Raw genomic sequence first — 25,083 nt, forward strand, 5'->3', positions numbered from 1 at the left:
GCTAGGATTTTTCCTAGCCTATTTTTTTTCTCTTTTTTACTCTACTTTCAAAAAGTCTTTATCTATTTTTAGCTGTTTTACTAGATCCAAAATAGCGTAAATTTCATCGTGGAAATACGGCATATCTAGTTTGAAAAAGTTAAATTTCAAATCATTTAATGCTTTTTGCGAATTTGCATTTTTGCGCAAAAATACGAAATGTGCCTCTTCTTTGTCGATTAAATTTAAATAAGCAATCGCAGTTGAGTCTGTGCGCAAAATCTCGCTATCAATTAGCACGATATCAGCCTTGTAAATGCGGTCTGCTAGGTGTGTTTTGAGATTTTCCCAGGTGTTGTTTGGCACTACATTGCAACCCGTGCTATCTAAAAAATCCTTCAAATCATCGAAAATTTCTTTATCTTTGTGTGCGATTAAAATTTGATAATTGTATTTTTTGGCCCTTAGTCTGTTTTCTTGCTCCAAATACGAGCATTGAGCGTGCAATTTGATATGGGTTCCGCCATTATCATTGCTTAGCTCCGCGATTTTGCCGACATCGCCTATGCTTTGTTTGGCTTTGGAAATGTATGGGTCGTTTATGACTTTACCGCTTATGAGGGCGGTTTTTAGGTTGTGGATATATGTGGTGCGGATCTCTTTTTTGACGCTGATATCGACTAAGAGTTGCATCCTTGATAGACCTGGCTTATCATCTCGCACGGAAAATACGATTTTTATAAGGGTAGGGTCTTTGACATTTTGCAAGAAAAATAGGCAGATATGGTAAATCGCATTTGAGAGATTTATCACATATCCGTCATAATAGCGTGGCGCGTCTGGCGGGAATTTGATAAAGACCGAGCTATCGTATCTGCTACACTCTTCGAATAAAATTTCACTTTGAAATTTAAGCGGCTTTAAGATATCGACTTGATTTATTGGGATAATTTTCTTTTTTACAGGTTTTATTTCGACCGGCTCTTTTTTAGGGAAAATATCGCCCTTATACGCTCTGCGCCTAAGTGCCTTGCGAAATACGATTCTATACACCAAAACTAATGCCAAAAGCCCTAAAATCCCAAGTAACGCGTAATCTTTAATCATAGTATTATCATCCCGTCGCCATAAGAATAAAATCTATACTTTTGCTCCACTGCTTCGCGGTAAATTTCAAGGGTCTTTTCAAGGCCGATGAAGCTAGCAACCAGCATAATTAAAGTAGATTTTGGTAAGTGAAAATTTGTAAGCAGATAATTTTGCCTAATAGGCGGATTATTTGGGTGCAAAAACAGCTCGCAAGCCCCACATCTCGCGCCATTTCGTGCGAAATTTTCCACGGTTCTAGTAACCGTGGTGCCTACACCTAAAATTTTTTTATCGCTTTTTAAAATATCAGCCGTATCTTGCGCAATGCTGTAAAATTCGGAGTGCATTTTATGCTCTCTTAAATCCCTTGCCTCAACCGGCTTAAATGTCCCAGCGCCCACATGCAGGGTAATGTAGTAAATCCCGTGATTTGCTCTAAGCGCGCGTAGCATTTCCTTGCTAAAATGCAGGCTCGCAGTCGGAGCCGCCACAGCCCCTGCCTCGCGCGCGAAAATGCTTTGATACCAGCTCTCATCGTCTTTGGTGTCTTCGCGCTTGATATATGGCGGTAGCGGGACATGGCCGATTTCATCAGTGAGAGCGAAAATTTCGTGTGTGCCAAGCGCGCGATTATCACGGCTAAACTCCACCACTCTAAGCCCGTCTTCACAGCACTCTACGACCCGCGCGCGCAAATTTTTATCAAAGATTAGCTCGCTACCCACGCTTACTCGCCCTCTGATATATGCGCTAAATTTATTATCATTTAACGGCGAATTTAGCAAAAGCTCAATCTTGCCGCCGCTTGATTTAGCTCCGAAAATTCGCGCTTTTATGACCTTGGTATCGTTAAAGATAATCTCGCAAGGTGGCAAAATTTCGGCCAAATCGCCAAATTTAAGGTGTGAAATTTTATTTTTTTCTCTCTCATAAACCAAAAGCCTTGCGCTCTCTTTTGGCATTAGTGGGGCGTTTGCGATTAAATTTGGTGGCAGGTGGTAATCATAGCTATCTACTAAATTTAGATCCATTACGCCTCTTTTACTGCGCCTTGTGCGCTTTTCTCGCTCTCTTCGTCCTCGTCTGCCTCGTCCTCGTCATCATCGTCGGCTTTGTATGGATTTATCATTTTTGCGATGAGGATTGAAAGGGCGTAAAGCACGATTAGCGGACCAGCTAACATAAATTGGCTCAAAACATCAGGCGGTGTCATAATCGCTGCAAAAACGAAGATTATAACGATCGCAAAGCGGAAAAAATCGGTCAAGCTTTTGTTTGTGATAAGCCCTAGTTTGGCTAGGAAAAATGTAACTACTGGAAGCTCAAAACTAATGCCAAAAGCCACAACTAATTTTGTGAAAAACCCGACATATTGCCCTATTGCAAGCATTGCAGCATAGTCTGCCCCACCAAAATTTATCAAAAAGTAAAACGCAACTGGAATTACGAAATAATAACAAAACGCAGCCCCTAAAAAAAACATCACACTAGCGCTTAGCACAAATGGAATTACATATTTTTTTTCGTTATCATACAGCCCTGGGGCGACGAAAAGCCACGCTTGCCAGAAAATTATCGGCATAGAGAGCAAAAGCGAGGTAAAAAACGAAACCTTCATCGCTGTAAAAAAGGTTTCGCCAAGTTGGGTAAATACGACTTTGCCGTCATCTGGAAGGACTTTGACGAGTGGGGCTTTCATAAAATCTAAGATTATTTCCCAATAATTAAAGCATACGACAAACATAAGAATTACCGTGATTACGCAGATAACTAGGCGTTTGCGAAGCTCGGCAAGGTGTGGTTTTAACTCTTCGAACATATTTTACTCTTTTGAATTTTGTGTTGGATTTGAATTTTGCGCCTGCGGGTGCGCTTCTGGCTGCGCCTCTGATTGTGGCTGCGTCTGCGCTTGCGCCGAATTTGGCGTAGAATTTTGCGCTAAATTTTGCGTAGAATTTTGCTTAGAATTTAGCGAATTTTCCGCTTCATTTAGCGTGGTATTAACAGAGCTTTCTATATCGCTTAGCCCTGCATTTAGCGTATCTTTGACAGAATTTAGCCCGCTTTTTATCTCGTCAAGCTCCTCGAAGGTAAGCTTTTTGCGCATGGTTTCTGTGGTTTTGCTAATGCTTTCTTTGTATTTTTTGGCGTCCTCTTTGAGCTCGGCTATGCGGACTTCTTGGTCGAAAGTGGCCTTTGCGTCGTTGATTGATTTTTTGATGACTTTGAAGTATTTTGCAATCTCAACTAGCGCGCTAGGGAGCTTTTCAGGGCCTAGGGCGATGACTGCGACAATTAAAATTATCGTAATTTCAGGGAAACTGATACCAAACATTAAAATTCCTAAACAAAAAGATTGCGTATTTTAGCTAAAACTTCATTAATCTTAAATTTAATGCTCGCTCACAAATAGGGCGATTTCGTCGGCTAGCAAGAAATTTGGATTGTAAAAAACGCCGTTTTTGAAATCCAGCTTGCCCTCTGCGCTTAAAATTTGGGCGTTTTTAAGCTCTCTTTCGCGCAAAATTTCGGCCCTCACGCCCAAAAACGAGCGAAATCCAAGGAAAATTTTCTCCAAAATTTTATCCTCTAAGCTTAAATTTTCCACGCTTTTTGCAAGCGGGTTTTGTATGTATTCCTCGATACTGCCTGCGCCACTGTATCGCACAAATCCGCTCGTGCCCACAGCGTGCGCGCCAAATCCAGCGTAATCCTCGCCACTCCAATACGCCACATTGTGCGCGCAACGCCTGCCAGGCTGGGCGAAATTTGAAATTTCGTATTGCGTAAAGCCAAGCTCGCTAGCTTTTGCAAAGAAAAATTTAGCCAAATTTTCATCATCTTTGGCAAACTCTGCGCGCGCCCAAAAAACGGCGTGCCAGGCTCCAATGTAAGGGCGTATGCGCTTAGATGCGAAACCCTCGCGCGCGCAAACTGCGCAAGCTCAAATTCTAAATTTTGCTTATCATCAAATTTGCTAGCATAAATCAAATCCAAATTTATATTTGAAATTCCTGTGTTTTTGGCGTTATCCACGGCTTCGAAAATTTCATTTTTTCCGTGCGTGCGACCTAGAAATTTGAGTTTTTCATCATTGAAACTTTGCGCGCCAAAACTTATGCGATTTACGCCAAATTTTCGCATTTGCTCTATCCATTTGGGCTTGGCAGAATTTGGGTTTGCCTCGGTTGTAATCTCGGCGTCTGGGGCAAAATTTGGCGAGAGTTTTTCAAAAATCTTTTCATAATACTGCGCCGATACCATACTTGGCGTGCCGCCGCCGATAAAAAGGGTTGAAATTTTGAAATTTTTATTTTTTTTAATGAAATTTGAAATTTCTAAATCCAGCGCGTCAAAGTAGTTTTTAGCTAATTTAAATGCGTCCATGCGTGAGCCAAATGCGCAATACGGGCACTTTGAAGTGCAAAACGGGATATGAATATAAATATGCAAAATTTCTTCCTAGCCAAATTTAAAGGGCGAAATTTAGCAAAAATTCTTTGAATTTTAGCCAAATTTATACCTATTTTCGCTAATATTTTGCAAATTTTTTTCAAAGAGCTAATATGGAGAAAAATTACAGACCAAATGTCGCGGCTATCGTGCTTGCGCCTTCGTATCCGTTTAGTTGTGATGTGCTTATCGCCCAGCGCAGTGATATACGCGGGGCTTGGCAGTTTCCCCAAGGCGGTATCGACAAGGGCGAGACGCCAAAAATGGCGATTTTACGCGAGCTAAAAGAAGAGATAGGCACAGATGATGTCGATATCATAGCCGAGTGTCCGCAGTGGCACAGCTACGATTTTCCGGAGGCTGTGGCGCAAAAAATGCGCCCATGGGACGGGCAAATGCAAAAGTATTTTTTACTAAGATTAAAAAGCCTAAAAGGGCTTGATATCAAAACGCATAAGCCTGAATTTGATGATTTTAAATTTGTAAATGCAAATCAAGTTTTAAAGCATGTAAATCACTTCAAAAAGCCGATTTATGCGCTTGTTTTAAAATATTTTAAAGAGGAGGGATACCTTTAATGCTTATAGTTCAAAAATACGGTGGCACTAGCGTAGGCACATTAGAGCGCATAGAAGCGGTTGCCGAGCGCGTGATAAAGACTAAAAACGAAGGCCATGATTTAGTCGTAGTTGTATCTGCGATGAGTGGCGTTACAAATAGATTGGTCGAATATGGAGAGTATTTTACAAAAGATCTAAACACTCGCGAAATGGATATGATGCTAAGTGCTGGCGAGAGGGTTACTAGCGCGCTTTTAGCCCTTGCGCTAAATGCGAAAGGCTACCCTGCGGTGGCGTTTTCTGGCAGACAGGCTGGTATCGTAACCGATACAATGCACACCAAAGCTCGCATTAGCTTTATCGATCCGACTAATATGAATAAAGCCATAAAAGAGGGTAAAATCGTCGTAGTAGCGGGATTTCAAGGCATTACCGAAGAGGGCGATATCACTACTCTTGGCAGAGGTGGAAGCGATTTATCTGCTGTGGCGATAGCTGGGGCGATAAATGCTGATACATGCGAAATCTACACTGATGTCGATGGGGTTTATACCACAGATCCACGCATCGAACCAAAGGCTAAAAAACTCGATAAAATCAGCTACGAAGAGATGTTAGAGTTAGCTAGCATGGGGGCTAAGGTTTTGCAAAATCGTAGCGTAGAGTTAGCCAAAAAGCTTAAAGTAAATTTGGTAACTAGAAGTAGTTTTAATAACAACCAAGGAACACTAATAACAGGAGAAGAAAATATGGAAGACGCAGTAATCAGCGGAATAGCATTAGATAGAAATCAAGCAAGAATCACAATCAGAGGCGTAGATGATAGACCGGGCGTTGCGGCTGAGATTTTTTCATCTTTGGCGCAAAAAGAGATAAATGTAGATATGATAGTCCAAAATATCGGCATTGACGGAGCGACAAATTTAGGCTTTACGATTCCACAAAACGAAATGGAACCAGCCTTAGAAATCATGCGCTCAGTAATTTCTAATCCAAAATGCGTAATCGAAAGCGATAACGAGGTCGTAAAAGTCTCAATCGTGGGTGTGGGTATGAAAAGCCACAGTGGTATCGCTTCGCTAGCGTTTCGCACACTAGCAGCCGAGGGTATCAATATCCAAATGATCTCAACTAGCGAGATTAAAATTTCGATGATTGTGGCTGAAAAATACGGCGAGCTAGCAGTTAGAGCCTTGCATAAAGCATATAATTTGGATAAATAATGCAAGATTTATACACTTGGAGCGCTAAAACTCTGCAAAACGAGCGAGATATGGAGTGGCTCGAAAATCGCAAAGAGCACTGGATACCGCTATTAGCGACAAAAATGCGTCTGCTATATAGCGGGTATTCGTTTGTGGTGATGTGCGATGATGAGAGAAGGTGGTTTGGCGAATATATCGTCAGCAAGATAAACGATAGCAAAAACACCAGACCGCTTCTGCCATTTTTCAAGTTTTCATCGCTTTATAACCAAGAGATTACCTCCCAAGAACAGGTCGCTTTGCTAAATGATATGCTCTCGCTCTCATTTAGCAACGGCTTCATTTATTTTTACATAGGCAGGGGTGATCACGCTTATGCCAAAATAGCCAAAAGCCATGAGGACAGCTATTTGTGGCTCATCGACGAGGCATTGCCAAACAGCTTTCAGCTAAGCGAAAATGATGAGAGCCTAGATATCAAACTGCTTCAACTCTTTAAAATTTTAAACAAAAGTATCGACGCGGTGCTTTTTGGTGAAGTTGTGCTTTGAAACTCATTAATCAAATTTTTATAACGAACGATTATGCGGGTTTTAAAGCAAAAATTCTATCTGAATTTTCCCCTAAAAATTTGCGCTTTTTCGAAAGCGATGAGCTCAAAATCGACGAAGCTAGAAAGATAATCGACGAGGCCTATATCGCCGAGGTAGAGAACAAAATCATCGTAATTAGCGCGGTTAAATTTCGCGACGAGGCGCAAAACGCGCTTTTAAAAATCCTAGAAGAGCCACCGCGCAATACCATATTTTTCCTCGTTGCGCCTTCGATTACGCTTTTATTGCCGACGATTAGATCTAGGCTAATGGTGCAAAATTTGCTTGGCGAGAAAAAGCGCGAGCGCACGGGGCTAAATTTGCGAAAAATCGATTTGAGGCAGATTGATGCGTTTATTAACGAGTGCATAAACAAAGAACGCGTTGGCTCGCTCGATAAATTCGCCCTAAAATCGCTTGTCATGCAACTTGTCATCGAGTGCTTCGAAGCTGGGATTAAATTTAGCCAAGCCGAGCTAGAACACATAAACAAGCTCGTCTATCTCGTCGAACATAACGCCAAATCCCACGCTGTATTGCCACCGCTATTTTTGATAATCAAAGGCAAATAATGAAAATTTTTAAAATTTCAAATAGTGCCGATTTTATGGCACTTTGCGCGCGCATTAATTGCACAAAAGAGGGTGCGAAAATTATGCGCAAAAAATCAAATTTGAACTTTTTTTATATCAAAGATTTGCGCACCCCTGCGGCAAATATCTTAAAGCAAGATGCCCTTAGCATAGGCGCAGAGCTCGTAACGGCTGAGCATGTGATCACAGGCGGGGCAAACTCAGACGCGCTTTTGATTGCAAACGATAAGCAGGTTGAAATTTTGTCAAAAAAAGAGAAAGTGCAGGATTTTGGGCTAAAAAATTTGGCGCAGTTTTTGGGGGCAAATTTCAAAAAACCCAAAATTTGCGAGATTATGGGGGTTTTAAATCTAAATTTCGATAGTTTCAATCCCGCTTCTCGCACCCAAAATTTAACCGAAGCAATCGCAAAAATCGAAAAGATGATTGAAGATGGAGCCGATTATATCGACATTGGCGGGGTTAGCTCGAAGCCAGGGAGCGTGTATTGTGGCGGGAAGGAAGAGTTTGCGCGCATAAATGGCGTAATAAGCGAAATTTATAGGCAAAATTTACACAAAAAGGTCAAATTTAGCCTTGATAGCTTTGATGAATACTGCGCCCGTTTCGCGCTAGATCACGGATTTAGCCTTATAAACGATATTAGCGCAAATTTAAATTTAATCAGTGTTATCAAAAATTACGGCGCGAAATACTGCCTAATGCACATGCAAAACTCGCCCCAAAATATGCAAAACTCGCCACATTACGATGATTTGCTTGGCGAGATTGATGAATTTTTCGCGCGAAATTTGGCGCAAATCGTCCAGCTTGGCGTGGAAGATGTGATTTTGGATGTGGGGATTGGCTTTGGCAAAACGGCTGAGCAAAATTTGATTTTAATCAAAAATTTAGAGCATTTTTTGCACCACGAAAAACCGCTTTTGGTGGGGGCTAGCAGAAAAAGCGTTATTGATTTTTACCATAAATCAAGCGTGGAAGAGAGATTGCCCGGGTCTTTGTATTTGCATTTGATGGCAGCGCAAAATGGCGCAAGTATCATCAGGGTGCATGATGTGAAAGAACACAGGCAAATGCTGGATTTAAAATCGGCTTATGATAAAATTTTGTTGTGAAAATGGCTAAATTTTATTAGAATTTTATCCAAATTTAGCAATACTTATCAGCTTAAATTTCACAAGGAGGGAATATGAGAAAAATTTGTGTTGGTGTCGCTGCGTTAGCGATGTTTGCAGGTAGTTTGAGTGCGAAAGAATTTATCAATATCGGCACAGGTGGAATGACAGGGACTTACTATCCTGTGGGCACTGCGATTTGTCGCCTTGTAAATACCGATAAAAATTTTAAATGCTCAGTTCAATCCACAGGCGGTTCGACATACAATGTCAATAATGTCCTTAAAAAAGAGCTAAATTTCGGCTTCGTTCAAAGCGATGTCGTTTATGACAAATACAATGGCAAGGGCAAATTCGAGGGCGAGCCAAACAACAAACTTCGCTCAGTTATTTCGATTTATCCTGAGCTTTTGGCGTTTGTAGTCGCACGCGATAGCGGAATCAAGGCTTATGCTGACATAGATGGCAAAAAGATAAATTTAGGAAATCCAGGTAGCGGAAACGAAGTAACAAGCACTTTGATTTTTAATGAATACGGCATTGATTTAGCTAAAATGGCGCAACGAAGCGTGCTAACCGTGCAAGAGTGCCCAATGGCGCTAAAAGATAAGAAAATCGACGGATATTTCTTTATGGTGGGACACCCAACTGCAAATATCATCGATGTAGCGACATCTATGAGCGTTGATTTGGTTGGTATCGATGAAGCCACAGCTGATAAAATCGTAGAAAAATACCCATATTTCGCAAAAGGCGTGATTCCAAAAGGGCTTTACGAGGGGATTGATTACGATACTACGACGATTGGCGTAAAGGCTGTGTTAGTCGCTGATGAGAGTGAGAGCGATACAGCTGTAAGAGCAATCGTAAAGGCTATTTTAGATAATTTTGACGAGTATAAACAGCTCCACCCTGCGCTAAATTTGGTTAGCAAAGAATCCCTGATCGAAGGTCTTAGCGCACCACTTCACCCAGCGGCTGAGGCGGTATTTAAAGAAGCTGGAATTTTAAAATAAGGCAGTAGATGAAAAAAGACGAGCAGGTATTAGAGGTAAAAAGTAGAGAATTTTCGTCGAAAAAGCTATTTTGGCTTGTGACGCTAGTGTGCTTTGCGTGGGCTGTTTTTCAGCTTTATATCGCGTATTTTCCGATAAATGGCACGCGCGCTAGATCTATCCACTTAGGTTTTGCGATTTTTATCATTTTCGCTCTTTTTCCTGCTCGTTCGCACTCTAAGGCGCATTTTTACATACCATTTTATGATTATATTTTGCTGGCTGTTGGCACATTTGCGATACTTTATCCTGCGATTGATTTTTACGGGATTGCGCAAAGACCAGGCGATTATTTGCAAAGAGATGTAGTAATTGCGTTTTTAGGAATTTTTGTTTTATTCGAAGCTGGGCGCCGTATGATGGGTCTAGCGCTTCCGATAATTGCATTTTTATTTTTGCTGTATTGCTATTTTGGTCAGTATATGCCAGATGTCATCGCGCACCGCGGCGCAAGTATCGAAAAGCTAGCTGGCCACATGTTTCTTACCACAGAGGGCGTTTTTGGCGTGCCTGTGGGGGTTAGCACAAATTATATTTATCTATTTGTGCTTTTTGGTTCGCTTTTAGAGCGCGCTGGTGCGGGGCAGTATTTCATAAATGTAGCGTTTGCGCTTTTGGGTAGATTTCGTGGCGGACCAGCTAAGGCTAGCGTTATTGCTAGTGGGCTAACTGGCATGGTTAGCGGAAGCTCGACTGCAAATGTCGTTACCGTGGGAACCTTTACGATTCCGCTTATGAAAAAAGCAGGACTTAGCCCAGTCAAAGCAGGCGCAATCGAGGTCGCAGCTGGCGTAAATGGCCAACTCATGCCACCTATCATGGGCGCGGCCGCCTTTATCATCGCGCAGTTTTTGGGTATGGAATACACGCACATTATGATTGCTGCGCTAATTCCTGCGTTTGCGTGCTATGCGGGGCTATTTTTTATCGTGCATTTAGAGAGCTGTAAGCTAGGGCTTAAAGGAAATTCAAACTACAAAAGAGTTTCAAAACTAAAACTAATTTTGAGCGGAATTCACTTTTTAATTCCGATTATGGTGCTTTTATACACACTTTTAATTTTGAAGCAAAGTGCCTTTGCAGCGGCGTTTAATGCGATTGGCGTGCTATTTATCATAATGGTTTTGCAAGAGCCAGTTCGCAAACTAATCTACAAAGAGCAAATTCTAAGGCAAGATTTTATCCAAGGTTTTAGCGATATTTTTTGGGCTATGGTCGCAGCGTCGAAAAACATGGTAACAGTCGCAGTTGCAACTGCGTTAGCTGGTGTCATCATCGGCTCTATTTCGCTAACTGGTCTAGGAGCTGTGCTATCTGATTTAGTCGAGGCTGTGGCTGGGGATAATATTTTGTTGATTTTGCTAATGACGGCGATAATGAGCCTGATTTTAGGCATGGGGCTTCCGACTACGGCGAATTATATCGTGGTTTCAAGCCTAATTGCGCCTGTGATTTTGATTTTAGCTGATAGAAATGATTTGCTTGTGCCTGCGATTGCGGTGCATTTGTTTGTGTTTTATTTCGGAATTTTAGCCGATGATACTCCGCCTGTGGGAATTGCAGCGTATGCCGCCGCAGGTATTGCAAAGGCAAACCCTGTAATCGTGGGCGTGCAGGGATTTATTTATGATTTGCGAACAGCGATTTTGCCGTTTGCGTTTTTTTTCAACAACAAACTTCTTTTAATCGAGTCAATCACAACCCCAATGGATCCAAAGGGCATTACATGGATCTCAGATCCCGCCCAAATCGCGCTTATTTTTGCTAGCGCGCTCATTGGTATGTTTGCGTTTAGCTCCGTGCTTCAAGGCTGGTTTGTGAAAAAATGCAACGCCTTAGAGCGCGTGCTGCTACTATGCGTCGTGCCACTAATGCTCGTGCCAAATATGTGCGTGAGATATTTCGATTTCATCAGTAGCGAATATATCTGCTATGGGGCTGCTTTGGCGATTTATGTGGGGATTTTTGCGTGGCAGTGGTTCGCAAAACCAGAGGGCAAGCAAGCTTAAATGAAAAATTTCAAATGGCAAATTTCAAAGCAGTTAAAAACTGCAATGAGGCAGAAAAATATCGATAATTTTAGCCTTGTTGATTTGGTTGAGGCCCTCTACGACGAGGCGCACCCAGGTCATAGCGAGGATATGAGAGCAGAGGTGTTTGCTATACTTGATGAATATAATCCAAATTTAGATATCGAAATTTTTGATATGGTTTGCAGGGCTTTGGGTATCAAAATCACACTCGGGTGAATTTGATATTTTTGTGAATTTTAAAATTTAAAAATGGGGTCAAATTTGACCCCATTGTGCTTTTTAAAGCAGAGTTAGAAAGTTATTTCTATGATTTCATAAGGCTTGGTGAAGCTTTCGTCCTTGACTTTGAGCAGGTTTTGAAGCTGTGGCGCTAGGACATAATAGACGATTTTGACATCGACGGTGTAGGTGTTTTGTGGCATAGTTACGCTAAATTCTCTGCTCTCCCCAGCGTTTAATCTCGTATCTTCCTTCAAAGTTTTTGCGGCATACGATAGGGTTTCATCGCCTTTGCTGTCTGTATAGATCGCACGAAGCGCGCCTAAATTTTGCGTTGATAAAATTTTACCGAGCCTGTCTTTAAATCTGACATGCACTTCAACCGAACGCCCGCTAAATCCTGTCGGAACCTTGTGAGTGGTTAAATTTTTTAAATTTATCACCGCTTTGTCGCCGCCTAAGCGATTAAATCTAAGCTCAATCGCCTCTTTTAGGATATCTGAGTTGCGCGCGCCGTTGAAAAAGTGAGATCTGATATCTCTGATAACCGCACCCTCCCTAGGTGCGCCAGGGGCGATGATTTTTTTGGTCGATTTGCCCATGTGGCAATCCACGCAAAGTTTGGCGTTTTGCACGCCTGCGCCCTCAGCTTGTGTGTTATAAATCGAAAGCTTAGATTTGCCGCCTTGTCCTTGGTGGCAAGAGTTGCAAAGCTCGTCGTTGTTTTGGAAAAAATCTCGTTTTTGGCTTTGGTGATACAGCGCGTCAGCCTCGCTCACATCGTATGGGCCAGTCACATAATCCTCACTCCACGAGAAGCTTTTGTATCCAGAGATACTCGGATCGCTTTGGTCTGGTTTGATTTTATCGACATTGTGGCAAATGTAGCACGAAATGCCGTTTTTGACATCTTCGCTTTTGGTAAATTCTTTGACCTTGTCTTTCTCGCCAAGATCAAGCGACAGCGCCACGCTCATCGATACATCTAGCTCTTTGATTTTCATTTTTGCGTTGTGGCATTGACCGCATGATAGCGTTAGACTCTCTTCTAAATTTCCCGTTTCTTTGGCGATTAATGAAATTGATTTTTTGTAAAGTTCGTTAGAATCCTCGTGTGATAGCGCGTGTAGGGATTTGACCCATGCTTCATGCACATCGCTGTGGCAGGTGGCACAGACATTTGGATCAGCGAAATCAGCCTCGGCGGCAAACAAAAATGAGAAACCTAGTCCCAAAAGCCCTAAAAATTTAAACCTCATAATCTCCCTCCAAATCGAAATTTAGGCTATTCTAGCAAAAGAATTCTTAAAATTTTATATTAGTCAAATTACACTTTTTAGATAAATTTAATATTTTATTTATCCGAATTACGCTAAATTTCGACGAATTTTTGGAGGTTGAAATTTGAAATTTTTAGAGCAATTTAGCATTATTTTAGGAATTTCTCTGTGCGCTGAAATTTTATCCAAACTTATCCCGCTTAGCATACCAGCTAGTATTTACGGGCTGATACTTATGCTTTTGGCTTTGATTTTTAGGGTGGTTAAAATCTCGCAAATCAGGGAGAGCGCGTCGTTTTTCATGCAGATAATGCCTGTGATTTTTATCCCAGCAGGGGCTGCTATCATCGTAGCTGGCGATGTTTTGATGGCGAATTTTTGGGCGATAATCGTGATTGTGGTGATTTCTACGATTTTGGTAATGGGTGCTAGCGGATTTGTAACGCAGATTTATTACGAAAAAACGCTAGAAAAAGAGCGCAAAAAGCTCTACGAGGACGAAAAATGAGAGAGATACTTATAAATTCGGCGTTTTTTGGCGTTTTTTTGTGTTTGATTTCGTTTCAGGCTGGAATTTATCTGAAAAAACGCTTCAAACTAGCGATTTTCAACCCGCTTTTGGTGGGGACGATTTTGACGGTCTTAACCCTCGTGCTAGTGGATATCCCATACGATAAATTTAACGCCAGCGCCGCGCATGTGAGCTTTTTTCTCACGCCGATTACGGTGTGTTTGGCGGTGCCATTATATGAGCAACTCTCGCTCTTGCGCAAAAATTTCGTTGCGATTTTTGCGGGGCTGTTTGCGGGCGTGCTGGCTGGGACTTGCAGTATTTACGCGCTGGCTTTGATTTTTGGCATAGACCATGCGCTCTATGTGACACTGCTACCCAAATCCGTAACCGCGCCCATTGGCATGGGTATTAGCGAGAGTTTGGGCGGAATCGTAAATTTGACCATGTCGTGCATAATAGCAACAGGGATTTTAGGAAATATATTTGGAGAGGCGATTTTAAGGCTATTTCGTATAAAAAAATCCGTAGCAAAGGGCATTGCGCTTGGGTGCGCAAGCCATGCTATGGGGACAGCAAAAGCCCTTGAAATCGGAGATATCGAGGGCGCAATGGCGTCTTTGGCGATGGCTGTAACTGGGCTTTTTACCGTGGTTGGGGCCAGTATTTTTGCAAACTTCATTTAAGGAAATTTTATGGTAATCACAATCGCTAGACAAACAGGGGCAGGTGGGCGCGAACTAGCCCAAAAATTGGCAGCTAGGCTAGGATACACTTACCTCGAAAAGGCGGATTTGCTCAAACGAGCTGATTCTTTGGGGTGCTTTGAGATGATGTATGAATTCTACAACGAAATGCCCATAAATATGCTCTTGCACGCCATTTCGCACAACGAAATCGCAAACGAAGAGAAGCGCGAACGCATAGCCAAAATTTATCGCCAAATCGCACATGACGGAAATATCATAATTTTGGGGCGTTGCGCTGGGTATTTTTTGCGCAGTAGAGGGGATTTGCTGCGTGTGTTTTTGCGCGCGGAGGACGAGTTTAAGCTCGCTCGCCTTGCTAGCGAAACTAAGGGCGATGTCAGGGAGTTTATGGAAAACTCAGACGCTGGCAGAGCGAGCTTTCATAGGTATTACACGAACGAAATTTGGGGCGCGTCGCAAAACTATGATATCTGCATAAATACATCGTTTTGCGGTGTCGATGGCGCGGCGCAAATCGTGGAAAATTTGATTAAATTTAAAGAAAATTTGGGCGCAAAATGATTTAAATTTTCAAAACTTATAGCGCGTAGTATAAAATTTTATACAATCAATTTTGAGAGAATTTATTAAAAATTTTGCTTTCAAAATTGATTGATATTGATAAAAGTTATTGACTTATATTCTAAATTTCGTTAAAATACCCCGATTTTTCGCTATTTTCAAAATCACTGTATTTTTGATAAGCAAAATTTACAAATTTTATCCACGGGGGAAATTTATGGATTTTCTAAAAGACTATATTGATTATATAATTATTTCTATTTTGGTTTTTATGAGCTTTTTGGTCGTTTGGTTTAGCATAGAGCGGGTGCTGTTTTACAGAAGAGTATCGCCAAAAGACTACAAAAGCAAGGCGCTGTATGAGGAGGCACTGAGCAAAAATCTCACTGCGCTTTATATCGTGTATTCTAACGCCCCGTATATCGGGCTTTTGGGCACTGTGGCTGGCATTATGATTACATTTTATGACATGGGTGCTAGTGCCAATATCGACGCAAAGGCTATCATGCAAGGCCTCTCTCTCGCGCTCAAAGCCACTGCGCTGGGGCTTTTGGTCGCTGTGCCTACGCTGATGATTTACAACTGCTTTTTGCGCAAAGTCGATGTCATGCTCAATCGCTACGAGGGCTAAAATGCGACTACCTAGGAAAGAGGGGCTAAATATCGTCCCATTTATCGATATTATGCTGGTTTTGCTAGCGATCACGCTTAGCGTTTCGACATTTATCGCACAAGGGCTTATTAAGGTGGATCTCCCAAGCGCAAAGAGTGCAACAAAGCCTAGCGAAGAGAAGAAAATCACCATTAAAATCGACGAGCACTCGCAAATTTTCATCGATGATATCGCCGTGGATAGCGAGGCTTTGAAGTCAAATTTAGAGCATTTGCAAAAGCATGATTTGGTGGTTTTAGAAAACGACAAAAACTCTAAATTTGAAGCATTTGTTGTCGTAATGGACGCCCTAAAAGAGCTAAATCACGAAAATTTCGCAATTGTGACGAAAAAAGATGAATAGTGCAATCGGATTTTTTACTTCGCTCGTTTTGCATATAGCTTTGCTTTGCTACGCTTTTGCGAATTTCAGGGCGCCAAATTTGATGCAAGATGAGGCGTTAAGCGTGATTAGAATCGAAAATTTCGTCGCTTTGAGTGATACTGCGCCCGAAAATGTGGAAAATTTAGCCGAGCAAAATTCACAGCCTGAACCTGCCCCAGAACCTGTCCCTGAAACAAAACCCGAGCCTGAGCCTGAGCCAGAACCTGCGCCTGAACCTGCCCCAGAGCCCGAGCCAGAGCCTGCGCCTGCGCCCGAACCGCTCCCTAAACCTGAGCCAAAACCAAAACCAAAACCAAAACCAAAAAAAATCGCAAAAGAAAAGGCTGTAAAAAAGAATTTCGATAGCAATAAAACAGGCGCAAATTTGCCAAATTTAGCCCAAACTAATGCTAGCGCAGGCGCACCAAAAGCGGGCATGGCAAACATACAAGGCAACGCCAAGAGCGATAATATCGGTGGCGTGATACAAAAAATCATCGCAGCCTACGCGCAAAAAAACTACCCAAAAAGCGCGAAAATGCGTAAGCAAACCGGCGTGGTAAAGGCGGAGTTTTCGTATTTGCCAGGTGGCGCGGTGCAGGGCGCAAAGATCACGGCTAGCTCTGGTGTGGAGGCGCTCGATGAGGCTGTTTTGAAGGCGATAGAGCGCACGAAATCGAAATTTCCGCCCACGACAAGCGCGCGAACTTTTGTCGTAAATGTGCGTTTTGTGCTGAAATAAAATTTAAAATTTTGCAAATTTAGCGACTTTAAATTTTGAATTTGTAGATTGCCACGCTCGTTTCACTCGCTCGCAATGACAGATTAAGGAAAATTTGCCAGCCATTGTCATTGCGAGCTTTCGCAGAAAGCGAAGCAATCTACGAGATTAAATTTACGATTGATTTTTATGTTATTATAAGTAAAGCTTTGCAAAGCAAAGAAGCTTTATTTAAATGATTATTAAATTATTTTATCTTTTTTTTGTGGGCAAGGATGCCAACCCTACGATGCTACGATGCTAATTAATGTATTCATTAGATTTCTCCTTTTATTAATGTTTGTTTTAACTAAGCATTTAATATCTAAAAATTTAACACCAACTTCCATATTTTTGCAACCACAAAAAGTATCTTCCATATCGTATTTGGAGCTATCGGCTATGTTTGGAACTAAATTATATAAGCCCTTATAATAATTTTCGGTATAAAAAATTATCTCGTTTGTTTTATTATTCGTTATAGTATATTTAATCGCTTTAAAAAATTTAGAAGCTAATTTGTTAAGGTTAATTTCTTCTTTTTTCGCTGTGTAATCAAATTTTGGAATTTTATCTTTTGTAGTTATTTCTAGCTTCATTAACTCTTTTTTTAATTTATCATATTTGTCATATAAATTATCGTGTTGCTTTTCTATATTTTTCCAATCATCATAGGCTTTATCGACGCTAGGGTCTCCTAAATAATCCACATCGCCCTTAAATCTGGTGGCAACATAAATATCGTGTTTTTCTTTTTCTAATGCTTTGAAAGCATTTAAATCGTTTTTTATAGTTTTTAAATTTTCAAATTCACTCGAATTTGTATCAAAATAATAGATATAAATTTTCCCGTCTTTTCCATTTAAACCGAGAGATTTGACTTTAATGCCGTCTAAATAGTAATCGCTATTTGCATAAAATTCAGTGCTATTTAACGGCTCAGTATCATAATAAATACTCGCTGGATACTCAATCTTTTCTTTTACAAAACTCTTTGGCATAGTTTTGCAATAATATGCCCCCAAAATATTTGTAATAATAATGTCATAAGTCGGTATCAAACCAAGCACGATAATCGAAAATATCTTAAAGGTTGTTTGAGTTTTAGCAAACTTTTCTGGAATTTTACCGCGTATAAATCTGGCCAAAGCAAACCATATCGCCATAGCTATCAGCACAGGCGAAATTAAAATAATATAAAATAAAACCATAAATTTTTCCTTTCAGGTCGTATCGTTTATTCACGATACGAATTTTTTTAAATTTGGTCAGTATCTGTGATACCGAATTTATCAAATTCACAAATTTAAACTTACTTTTGAATTCTAAAATTTAAGCAACAAATAAATTCAAATTTGCAAATTTAAAGGTAATTCTTAAATTTAGTAAATCACATTTGAGAGATAAAGTCCATTTGGTGGGGCTGGTATGCGGGTGAGGGCGCAGGAGAGGTCTATGGGGCGATTTGATTTGAGCGAGGCAAGGGCGTTTGCTAGCATTAATCGCACTTGCGCGCGCAAAAAGCCGTTTGCGACGAAATTTACCACGCTGAGATTTCCGTGCGAATACGCGCGCGCTACGAAAATTTCACGAACAGGGCTTTTTATCTCGCTTCCCACCTTCATAAACTCGCTAAAATCGTGTTCGCCGATAAATTTCGCAAGAATCAAATTTAGCTTTTCAATTTCAAATTTGGGCATAAAAATTTGAAAATCGCTTAGAAATGGGTTAAATTCGCCATGGTTGATGATGTATCGATACGCCCTAGCTTTCGCGCTGTATCTTGGGTGAAATTCATCGCTTACCACGCGCAGGTCGCGCACGAAAATGTATGGCGCGCAGTGGCGATTGATGAGCTCTTTAAGGCGTGGCAGGCTTTGGTAGAGTTCGCATTTTACGGTGCTTGTTTGGCGCAGGGCATGCACGCCCTTGTCTGTGCGAGAGCTAGTGGTGAGCGCGCCAAAAATCCCGACCCTGCCTAGCGCGATTTTGAGCGCGTCCTCGACGCTACGACCATGTGGCTGGGACTGCGAGCCACAAAATCGCGCGCCGTTGTAAGCGTAGGTAAGAAGTAAATTTTGCATTTTAATATCGCGGTTTGATTTTGAAGTTATAATAAATCCAAGATAGGATAAATGTCAGCAAAAATGTCACGCTAATGGCGATTTGTGGGCGTTTGGCCAGTATCATAATCAGCGCAAAATAGCTAAAAAGCACCCCGAAAATCCCAGCGTAAATAAAGCCCTTTTCGTAGCGGTAAGTTACGATTCCAAAGCTTAGCGCAAAAAGCACGCTTGCTAGCGGAAATAGCGAAACAAGCACATAAATGCTGAAATCTTTTTTGCGTTTGTCGTTTTTGCGCATTTCGCGCCAGTATCCTAGCACATCGCTCCCTGTGCGGATATTGCTCTTAGAAAGTGTGCGTATGATAAGCTCGTTAAACTCAGTAATATGCCACTCGTCGCTATCCACGGTGTAGATTTTGCCATCATGCAAAAGTGCGGAGAAGCTTTGATTTTCGCTTACAAACTCGCCTTTTTTGGCGATGATTATGCGCTCATCTTCACCTTTTTTGCCGTGGTTGTAAAATACTAAATTTTTATAAATTTTGCCGTTTTCGCCCTCGTCTTCACCCTCGATGAAAACCATCCACTCCGAAAATTTCTGCCCAAATTCGCTAGCTTTGATATTTAGCGTGGCGCTGACTTTTTTGTAGTCGATGAAATTGTCTTTGAGATTTTCGGCGATTGGCATCATCACAAGCGAAATAAAGAGCAAAAGAACCGAAAAAATCGCCGCAATCACGCCGAAAAACACAGCGATTTTGCGCGTAACATAACCGATAGTAAAAAGCACGATTGTCTCGTTTTCTTTCGAAAGGCGGAAAAGCGCCATGCTAAGGGCGACAAAAAAGGCAATCGGCACGGTGAAAATGAGAATTCGCGGTAGCATAAAAAGGTAGAGTTTGATTAGCTCTATCAAATTTATCTCGATAAAAGAGGTAATGCGCGCAATCTGCAAGAAAAACACAATCGACATAATGATAAAAAGCGTGCTAAATAGCGATGCAAACGAGCTTATGAAGTTGCTAAATAGGTATTTTTGAACTCTATCCATAAATCATTTCCAAAAGCTCTAAAATTTGAGCTTTGAATAAAATCGTAAGCAAAAGTCCGGCTGATAAAAACGGCACAAACGGCAGTTCGTAGCCTTTTTTGTTGGCGATTGCGTATGCTGGCAGGGTCAAAATCGCGCCGATATAAATCGCGATTCCGCCTAGCTTCCAGCCCAAAATCGCGCCGATGATTATGGCGATAAAAATATCGGCTGAGCCCATGGCTTCGCGCTTTAAGACCTTTGTGATGATAAGGCGAAGCGCGAAAAACGCTAGCCCATACCCAGCGGCTGGATACAGCAAGCTAATGTCAAAATCATAAAGCAAAGGATAGACTAGGCTAAGTGCAGTAGCTGTGAAAAGCAGGCTATCTGGCACGGCCTTGAACTCGAAATCGATTGCCGAAAGCGCTAGCAAAAGTATGAAAAGTAGCGCTAAAATGGCGGCTTTGATGATATCTGGCTCGCAGATATACGCGCTCGCGGCTAGCGCACCAGCTAGAAATTCCACTATGGGATAGCGGATAGAGATTTTTTCCTTGCAAAATGCGCATTTTCCGCCCAAAAACAGCCACGAAAACAGCGGGACATTGTGGTAAAATTTCAGCGGAGTGCCGCATTTAGGGCAGTGCGAAGCAGGGAAGTTGATACTCTCGCCACGCGGAAGCCTGTGGATTAAGACATTGCTAAATGAGCCGACACAGATGCCAAAAAGGGCGAAAATCGCCATATAAAGGTAGTATTCCATAAAAATCCATTATTAAATTGATAAATTTTGCAAACGGCTATTTTACAATTTTTTGGCTAAATTTTGGGCAAATTCGGGAGTGAATTTGCAAATTTAGGCTTAAAATTTTTCAGACCACTTTTCGTAAAATAGGAATTTTTGAGAGTATAAACGCCAAAAGTGCAGAAATCACAAAAACTGCCAAGCTTAAAAGTGGAATCATTATTATCGGATTTAGCGTGGTTGAAGTGATGTGAAATTTGTGTAAAATACTTAAAATTGCAGGGTGGATTAGGTAAATCCCAAAACTTAGTGCTGAAAGCTTGGTTGTAAATTTGTAAAATTTATCGCTAAATTGGTATTTTCCAAAAAAATCTTTTGCATAAATAAAAATAGCAAAGGTTACTAGTGCTGTGTTGAGTTTTACGATTTTGTTGCTATAAAAGTATTGTGTGCCATAGCGAGAAAGCTCGTCATTAATAGCAAAAGTCGAATTGAGCGCAATTGAAACAACTAAAAAAATGATTGCAAAAATGTAAATTTGCTTTTTTGTAGCATTTGAAATTTTAAAATTTGCAAAATAAAATCCAGCTAAAAAATACAAAATATAGCCATTAAATTCTGGCATTGGAAAATAAATTTCTTTGTCTAAAAAATATCTCATAAAGACATTTAAAAACTCAAAACATGGACCAAAAATTATTAAAACGATAAGTAAAATTTCAAAATCTTTTTTGCTTAAATTTCGCACCAAAACCTGCAAAAATGGAGCTAAAATATAAAGTCCGATGATGAGATACAAAAACCATAAATGATAACAACTAGGGCGAAATACAGAAGCAAAAAAATTCAGCGCAAATTTCGAAATATCAAAACTAAAAGCGTAAATAATGCTCCAAAAAATCAGAACAATAATCATGCGAAATATATTTTTCTTTAAAATTCTAGCTAAATTTTCGCTCACACTTTCACTATATCGCCTAAAATCAAGTAAAAACATACCGCTAACCATGACAAAAACCGGCACACACCAGCGAACTAAGCCATTATATAAATTGAAAATTTGCCACTCGTAAGTATCACTAGAAATCCCCCATTGCGATGAGGCTACATGCAAAACAATAACCGCAAAAATCGCAATAACTCTTAAAAAATCAGGATAAAAAACCCTTTGCGGTGTGTGTGCGCGCGTGTCAGAAATGCTGTTTGTTTGTGAAGTTCTAGAAATAATTTTTATATCTTGCGAATTTTGTGGATTTTTATTATTTTGCATTATCACAAACCACCAAATCTTCGGTTTTTGTTTTTAAATTCGCTGATGATTTGCGACAATTCTTCGTTAGAAAATTCTGGCCACAAAGTATCGCTAAATGCAAATTCGGCGTAACTTGCCTGCCAAAGCAAAAAATTTGAAATGCGCTTTTCGCCACCTGTGCGGATTAGCAAATCCACATCGCCACTGCGCACGGTATCTAGGTGTGCTGAAATTTCGCTCTCGCTAAATTCGCTCCCAGAGCGTGAAATTTCGCGACACGCTCGCACGATTTCATCACGCGCGCCGTAATTTATCGCCAAATTTAGATTTAAATTCGCACAATTTTGCGTAAAATTTTGCAAATCATAAATTTTACTTTTCAAATCATCGCTAAATTTCGCTATATCGCCGACGGCTTTAAAATTTATCCCATTTGCCAAAAAACTCTCTTTTTTATCAACCAAAAATTTCGCCAAAAGCTTCATCAAAAACTCAACTTCGCTTTTTGGTCGCTTCCAGTTTTCGGTGCTAAATGCGTAAAGAGTTAGATTTGGGATTTTTTCGTTTATGCAAAATTCGCAGACACTCTGCACGACCTGTGCGCCCACTTCGTGCCCGCCAGTGCGCAATAGGGCGCGTTTTTTAGCCCAGCGCCCATTGCCGTCCATAATGATCGCTAAATGGTTTAATTGATTCACGATTTAGATTTTTTTAAGTTCGTTTGCTAGTTTTAGCGCGATTTCATCTTTGCTCGCAGTGTCTAGCTCGGTAATAAAATCGTTTGTCAAAAGCGTGATTCTCGTGACATCGCCACCTAGTTTTACCACATCATCTAGCGTATTTAGGCACACTGCGTCGAGATTTTTCTCATCTAGCATGCGTTTTGCTTCGTTTAGTGCGGTTTCTTTGTCGGTTTCGAGCTTGAAGCCGATTTTTTTTATATTTGCATGCACTGAGCTTAGGATATCATCGGTCTTGCCAAGGCGCAGGTTCCACACATCGCCGATTTCTGTCTTTTTGACCTTGCCTTTGTAGCGGACTTTTGGAGTGTAGTCGCTAACAGCTGCTGCCATTATCAGGTATGAGCCATCAGGGAATTTCGTGCTATCAAGGGCTGATTTTAGACCGATTGTGCTCTCAAAAATCGTAAGTTTGTAAGGCAAATTTGGATAATCCACGCTCGAAATCAGCGTTACATTTGCGCCTAGATAATAAAATGCGTCCGCGATTGCCTTTGATGTTTTTCCGCTAGAAAAATTTGTAATTCCGCGGATATTGTCGATTTTCTCGGTTGTTGGACCGCCTGTGATGACGACATTTTTGCCTTCCCAAAATTTATCCTTATGGATTGCGCGTTTTACGGTTTGAAGTATCGCCTCTGTGGTCGCAAGGCCGCCTTTGCCCTTTTCGCCACAAGCTAGCATTTTTTCGATTGGCTCGACAAACAAAGCTTTGACATTGCTTTTTAAAATTTCAATGCAGTTTTGGGTTATGTTGTTTTCAAGTAGCGCAGGATTGGCTGCTGGTGCGATTACGACCTTGGCTTTGGCGAAGGCTGCGTTTATGGTTTGTAAAAATACATTATCGCAAACTCCCCAAGCAAGCTTGTTTATCGTATTTGCCGTAGCAGGAGCGATTAAGACTAAATCTACTTTTGAGTAGTTTATGTGATTTACCCCTTTTTGCCAGTCTTCGTTGCCACTGCATAGCACAGGGTGATCGCACAAAGCCTCGAAAGCCTTATAGCTCACAAACTCGCTCGCACCCTCGCTAAGTGCGACATAAACATCGAAATTTGCCTTTTTAAGCGCAGAGAGAATTTCAAACGCTTTATAAAAACTAATGCTTCCACAAACTGCTAGTAAAATTTTCTTCTTACTCATTGTTGCTCCTAAAAAATTTATAGAAAAATTCAGCTTTGTTTGTTTGTTTTGATCTAGCTATCGCTAGTGCGCCGTTTGGGACATCTGAGACGATAGTTGAGCCCGCTGCTATGATGACATCATCGCCTATTTTAACTGGGGCTACGAACTGCGTATCAGAGCCTACGAAGACATTTTTTCCGATTATGGTTTTGTATTTTTTCTTGCCGTCATAATTGCAAGTAATCGTGCCGCAGCCGATATTTGTGCCACTACTAATCTCGCAATCTCCAAGATAGCTTAAATGGCCTGCTTTGATATTATTTACTTTTGCGTTTTTTAGCTCGACGAAATTTCCGATATGAGTGCCCACAATCTCGCATTTTGGGCGTATGTGCGCCATAGGGCCAAGGTCGGAATTTTTGATAAGTGAGCTTTCGACTACGCTTGAACTTTTGATTATAGAGTTTTCGATCACGCACTCGCCGATGATACTGACATTTTCTTGCAACTCGCACTCGCCGATAAATTTCGCCCTGCAATCGATATAAATCGTGCTAGGAAGGCGCATTAGCACGCCAGCTTTCATCAAGCGCTCTTTTATGCGATTTTGCATGATTTCCTCAGCCACGCTTAGCGCAAATTTATCATTTATACCCATGAAATTTTGCTCATCAACCCACACGGCAGAGCATTTTAGCCCCATATCCTTGGCGATTTTTATGCTATCTGTGAGGTAATACTCTTTTTGGGCGTTGTTTGGTGTGATTTGAGGCAGTATTTTTTTTAGCACCTTTGTATCGAAGCAGTAGCACCCAGCATTAGCGTCGCAAACTAGCTTTTCTTCCTCGCTAGCGTCCTTTTGCTCGACGATTTTTAAAATTTCGCTGTCTTTTGTGATAACCCTGCCATATCCAAATGGATCTTTTGCGCTAAATACGCTCAGGGCGACATCTGCGTCGCTACTGCAAAGCGAGCGCAAATCTGCGCTGTCGATTAATGGCATATCGCCACATACGATTAGAGTTTTTTGGCTATCAAATTTGATATCTTTTAGTGCGCCTGCGGTGCCAGGGAAGTTTTCGTGGTCTTGTTTGTAAATTTTGGTGTTTGGATACTCACTCAAAACTGCCTCTTTCACACGATCAAATTGATAGTGCAAAATCACGCTCACATCATCGCTAATCTCATACGCGCGCTCTAAAACATGGCTTAACATCGACTTTCCGCAAAGCTCAAATAGGACTTTTGGGCGGTCTGACTTCATACGCGTGCCAAAACCAGCGGCTAGAATTACTACTGAAATTTCACTCATAATTTTCCTAAAAAATAAAAATTTAGGGATTTTATCACAGCAAAGATTAATAAAAGA

General features: G+C 41.1%; 29 protein-coding genes. 14 read left to right on the forward strand and 15 right to left on the reverse strand.

Going from position 1 to position 25,083, the window contains the following annotated elements:
• Positions 1-36: 36 nt before the first annotated feature.
• The 6 genes from OFN67_RS00520 to hemW are packed head-to-tail and all read right to left on the reverse strand — an operon-like array spanning position 37 to position 4,521.
• Positions 37-1,086 carry a hypothetical protein gene (locus OFN67_RS00520; protein WP_270868341.1) on the reverse strand — a complete coding sequence of 350 codons (1,050 nt, stop codon included), beginning with the start codon at positions 1,084-1,086 and terminating at the stop codon, positions 37-39.
• On the reverse strand, positions 1,083-2,099 hold the full coding sequence (gene queA, locus OFN67_RS00525; RefSeq protein WP_270868340.1) for a tRNA preQ1(34) S-adenosylmethionine ribosyltransferase-isomerase QueA: 1,017 nt from the start codon (positions 2,097-2,099) through the stop codon (positions 1,083-1,085). Before queA ends, OFN67_RS00520 begins: the two co-directional genes overlap by 4 nt.
• Complete coding sequence (tatC, locus tag OFN67_RS00530) at positions 2,099-2,887, reverse strand: twin-arginine translocase subunit TatC (RefSeq protein WP_270868339.1); 789 nt, start codon at positions 2,885-2,887, stop codon at positions 2,099-2,101. Before tatC ends, queA begins: the two co-directional genes overlap by 1 nt.
• Before the next feature lie 3 nt (positions 2,888-2,890).
• Positions 2,891-3,403: a Sec-independent protein translocase protein TatB gene (gene tatB / locus OFN67_RS00535; protein ID WP_270868338.1), complete on the reverse strand. Its 513-nt coding sequence runs from the start codon at positions 3,401-3,403 to the stop codon at positions 2,891-2,893.
• A 57-nt stretch (positions 3,404-3,460) separates the two neighbouring features.
• Positions 3,461-3,736 carry a hypothetical protein gene (locus tag OFN67_RS08040; RefSeq protein ID WP_333720412.1) on the reverse strand — a complete coding sequence of 92 codons (276 nt, stop codon included), beginning with the start codon at positions 3,734-3,736 and terminating at the stop codon, positions 3,461-3,463.
• Positions 3,664-4,521 carry a radical SAM family heme chaperone HemW gene (gene hemW / locus OFN67_RS00540; RefSeq protein WP_333720413.1) on the reverse strand — a complete coding sequence of 286 codons (858 nt, stop codon included), beginning with the start codon at positions 4,519-4,521 and terminating at the stop codon, positions 3,664-3,666. The genes OFN67_RS08040 and hemW overlap by 73 nt, the downstream gene beginning before the upstream one ends.
• 113 nt (positions 4,522-4,634) lie before the next feature.
• On the opposite strand from hemW, the gene OFN67_RS00545 reads away from it, so the two are divergent.
• The 8 genes from OFN67_RS00545 to OFN67_RS00580 all read left to right on the forward strand — a co-directional run bounded on the left by OFN67_RS00545 (position 4,635) and on the right by OFN67_RS00580 (position 11,891).
• Positions 4,635-5,099 carry an RNA pyrophosphohydrolase gene (locus tag OFN67_RS00545; protein ID WP_270859098.1) on the forward strand — a complete coding sequence of 155 codons (465 nt, stop codon included), beginning with the start codon at positions 4,635-4,637 and terminating at the stop codon, positions 5,097-5,099.
• Positions 5,099-6,304, forward strand: a complete 1,206-nt coding sequence (locus OFN67_RS00550; RefSeq protein WP_270859097.1) for an aspartate kinase — start codon at positions 5,099-5,101, stop codon at positions 6,302-6,304. Before OFN67_RS00545 ends, OFN67_RS00550 begins: the two co-directional genes overlap by 1 nt.
• Positions 6,304-6,837 (forward strand): HobA family DNA replication regulator, encoded by a 534-nt coding sequence (locus tag OFN67_RS00555; RefSeq protein ID WP_270868336.1) that lies wholly within the window; start codon positions 6,304-6,306, stop codon positions 6,835-6,837. The genes OFN67_RS00550 and OFN67_RS00555 overlap by 1 nt, the downstream gene beginning before the upstream one ends.
• Entirely contained in the window at positions 6,834-7,451 is a 618-nt protein-coding gene (locus OFN67_RS00560; RefSeq protein WP_270861888.1) for a DNA polymerase III subunit delta', read from the forward strand. Before OFN67_RS00555 ends, OFN67_RS00560 begins: the two co-directional genes overlap by 4 nt.
• Positions 7,451-8,587 carry a dihydropteroate synthase gene (gene folP, locus OFN67_RS00565; protein ID WP_270868335.1) on the forward strand — a complete coding sequence of 379 codons (1,137 nt, stop codon included), beginning with the start codon at positions 7,451-7,453 and terminating at the stop codon, positions 8,585-8,587. The genes OFN67_RS00560 and folP overlap by 1 nt, the downstream gene beginning before the upstream one ends.
• A gap of 74 nt (positions 8,588-8,661) precedes the next feature.
• Positions 8,662-9,603, forward strand: a complete 942-nt coding sequence (locus tag OFN67_RS00570; protein ID WP_270868334.1) for a TAXI family TRAP transporter solute-binding subunit — start codon at positions 8,662-8,664, stop codon at positions 9,601-9,603.
• Positions 9,604-9,611: 8 nt separating this feature from the next.
• Positions 9,612-11,651, forward strand: coding sequence for a TRAP transporter permease (locus OFN67_RS00575; protein ID WP_270868333.1), 2,040 nt, complete (start codon positions 9,612-9,614; stop codon positions 11,649-11,651).
• Complete coding sequence (locus OFN67_RS00580) at positions 11,652-11,891, forward strand: hypothetical protein (protein WP_270868332.1); 240 nt, start codon at positions 11,652-11,654, stop codon at positions 11,889-11,891.
• A 74-nt stretch (positions 11,892-11,965) separates the two neighbouring features.
• Here OFN67_RS00580 and OFN67_RS00585 read toward each other — a convergent pair whose 3' ends face one another.
• On the reverse strand, positions 11,966-13,153 hold the full coding sequence (locus OFN67_RS00585) for an ammonia-forming cytochrome c nitrite reductase subunit c552 (RefSeq protein WP_270868331.1): 1,188 nt from the start codon (positions 13,151-13,153) through the stop codon (positions 11,966-11,968).
• 145 nt (positions 13,154-13,298) lie between these two features.
• On the opposite strand from OFN67_RS00585, the gene OFN67_RS00590 reads away from it, so the two are divergent.
• The 6 genes from OFN67_RS00590 (at position 13,299) to OFN67_RS00615 (ending at position 16,735) form a co-directional block, all read left to right on the forward strand.
• Positions 13,299-13,682, forward strand: coding sequence for a CidA/LrgA family protein (locus OFN67_RS00590; RefSeq protein ID WP_270861882.1), 384 nt, complete (start codon positions 13,299-13,301; stop codon positions 13,680-13,682).
• Entirely contained in the window at positions 13,679-14,371 is a 693-nt protein-coding gene (locus tag OFN67_RS00595; protein WP_270868330.1) for an LrgB family protein, read from the forward strand. The genes OFN67_RS00590 and OFN67_RS00595 overlap by 4 nt, the downstream gene beginning before the upstream one ends.
• Positions 14,372-14,380: 9 nt before the next feature.
• A complete protein-coding gene (locus tag OFN67_RS00600; RefSeq protein WP_270868329.1) occupies positions 14,381-14,956 on the forward strand; it encodes a cytidylate kinase-like family protein in 576 nt (191 codons plus the stop codon).
• Positions 14,957-15,173: 217 nt separating this feature from the next.
• Positions 15,174-15,587, forward strand: coding sequence for a TonB-system energizer ExbB (exbB, locus tag OFN67_RS00605; RefSeq protein WP_270859086.1), 414 nt, complete (start codon positions 15,174-15,176; stop codon positions 15,585-15,587).
• 1 nt (position 15,588) lies between these two features.
• Positions 15,589-15,972 carry a TonB system transport protein ExbD gene (exbD, locus tag OFN67_RS00610; RefSeq protein ID WP_270868328.1) on the forward strand — a complete coding sequence of 128 codons (384 nt, stop codon included), beginning with the start codon at positions 15,589-15,591 and terminating at the stop codon, positions 15,970-15,972.
• Positions 15,965-16,735 carry an energy transducer TonB gene (locus OFN67_RS00615; RefSeq protein WP_270868327.1) on the forward strand — a complete coding sequence of 257 codons (771 nt, stop codon included), beginning with the start codon at positions 15,965-15,967 and terminating at the stop codon, positions 16,733-16,735. Before exbD ends, OFN67_RS00615 begins: the two co-directional genes overlap by 8 nt.
• Before the next feature lie 263 nt (positions 16,736-16,998).
• Here OFN67_RS00615 and OFN67_RS00620 read toward each other — a convergent pair whose 3' ends face one another.
• The 8 genes from OFN67_RS00620 to glmU all read right to left on the reverse strand — a co-directional run bounded on the left by OFN67_RS00620 (position 16,999) and on the right by glmU (position 25,026).
• Positions 16,999-17,964: a hypothetical protein gene (locus OFN67_RS00620; protein WP_270868326.1), complete on the reverse strand. Its 966-nt coding sequence runs from the start codon at positions 17,962-17,964 to the stop codon at positions 16,999-17,001.
• Positions 17,965-18,135: 171 nt separating this feature from the next.
• Complete coding sequence (gene truA / locus OFN67_RS00625; RefSeq protein ID WP_270868325.1) at positions 18,136-18,837, reverse strand: tRNA pseudouridine(38-40) synthase TruA; 702 nt, start codon at positions 18,835-18,837, stop codon at positions 18,136-18,138.
• A gap of 1 nt (position 18,838) precedes the next feature.
• A complete protein-coding gene (locus OFN67_RS00630) occupies positions 18,839-19,870 on the reverse strand; it encodes an LptF/LptG family permease (RefSeq protein WP_270868324.1) in 1,032 nt (343 codons plus the stop codon).
• Entirely contained in the window at positions 19,863-20,615 is a 753-nt protein-coding gene (locus tag OFN67_RS00635; RefSeq protein ID WP_270868323.1) for a prepilin peptidase, read from the reverse strand. The genes OFN67_RS00630 and OFN67_RS00635 overlap by 8 nt, the downstream gene beginning before the upstream one ends.
• A gap of 109 nt (positions 20,616-20,724) precedes the next feature.
• Positions 20,725-21,867 carry an acyltransferase gene (locus tag OFN67_RS00640; RefSeq protein ID WP_270868322.1) on the reverse strand — a complete coding sequence of 381 codons (1,143 nt, stop codon included), beginning with the start codon at positions 21,865-21,867 and terminating at the stop codon, positions 20,725-20,727.
• Positions 21,868-21,869: 2 nt separating this feature from the next.
• On the reverse strand, positions 21,870-22,547 hold the full coding sequence (gene uppS, locus OFN67_RS00645; RefSeq protein WP_270868321.1) for a polyprenyl diphosphate synthase: 678 nt from the start codon (positions 22,545-22,547) through the stop codon (positions 21,870-21,872).
• A gap of 3 nt (positions 22,548-22,550) precedes the next feature.
• A complete protein-coding gene (gene coaBC, locus OFN67_RS00650; protein WP_270859075.1) occupies positions 22,551-23,732 on the reverse strand; it encodes a bifunctional phosphopantothenoylcysteine decarboxylase/phosphopantothenate--cysteine ligase CoaBC in 1,182 nt (393 codons plus the stop codon).
• Positions 23,725-25,026, reverse strand: a complete 1,302-nt coding sequence (glmU, locus tag OFN67_RS00655; protein ID WP_270868320.1) for a bifunctional UDP-N-acetylglucosamine diphosphorylase/glucosamine-1-phosphate N-acetyltransferase GlmU — start codon at positions 25,024-25,026, stop codon at positions 23,725-23,727. Before glmU ends, coaBC begins: the two co-directional genes overlap by 8 nt.
• Positions 25,027-25,083: the final 57 nt, after the last annotated feature.

The sequence above is a fragment of the Campylobacter sp. JMF_11 EL3 genome, from assembly GCF_027736965.1.
Taxonomy (GTDB): domain Bacteria; phylum Campylobacterota; class Campylobacteria; order Campylobacterales; family Campylobacteraceae; genus Campylobacter_B.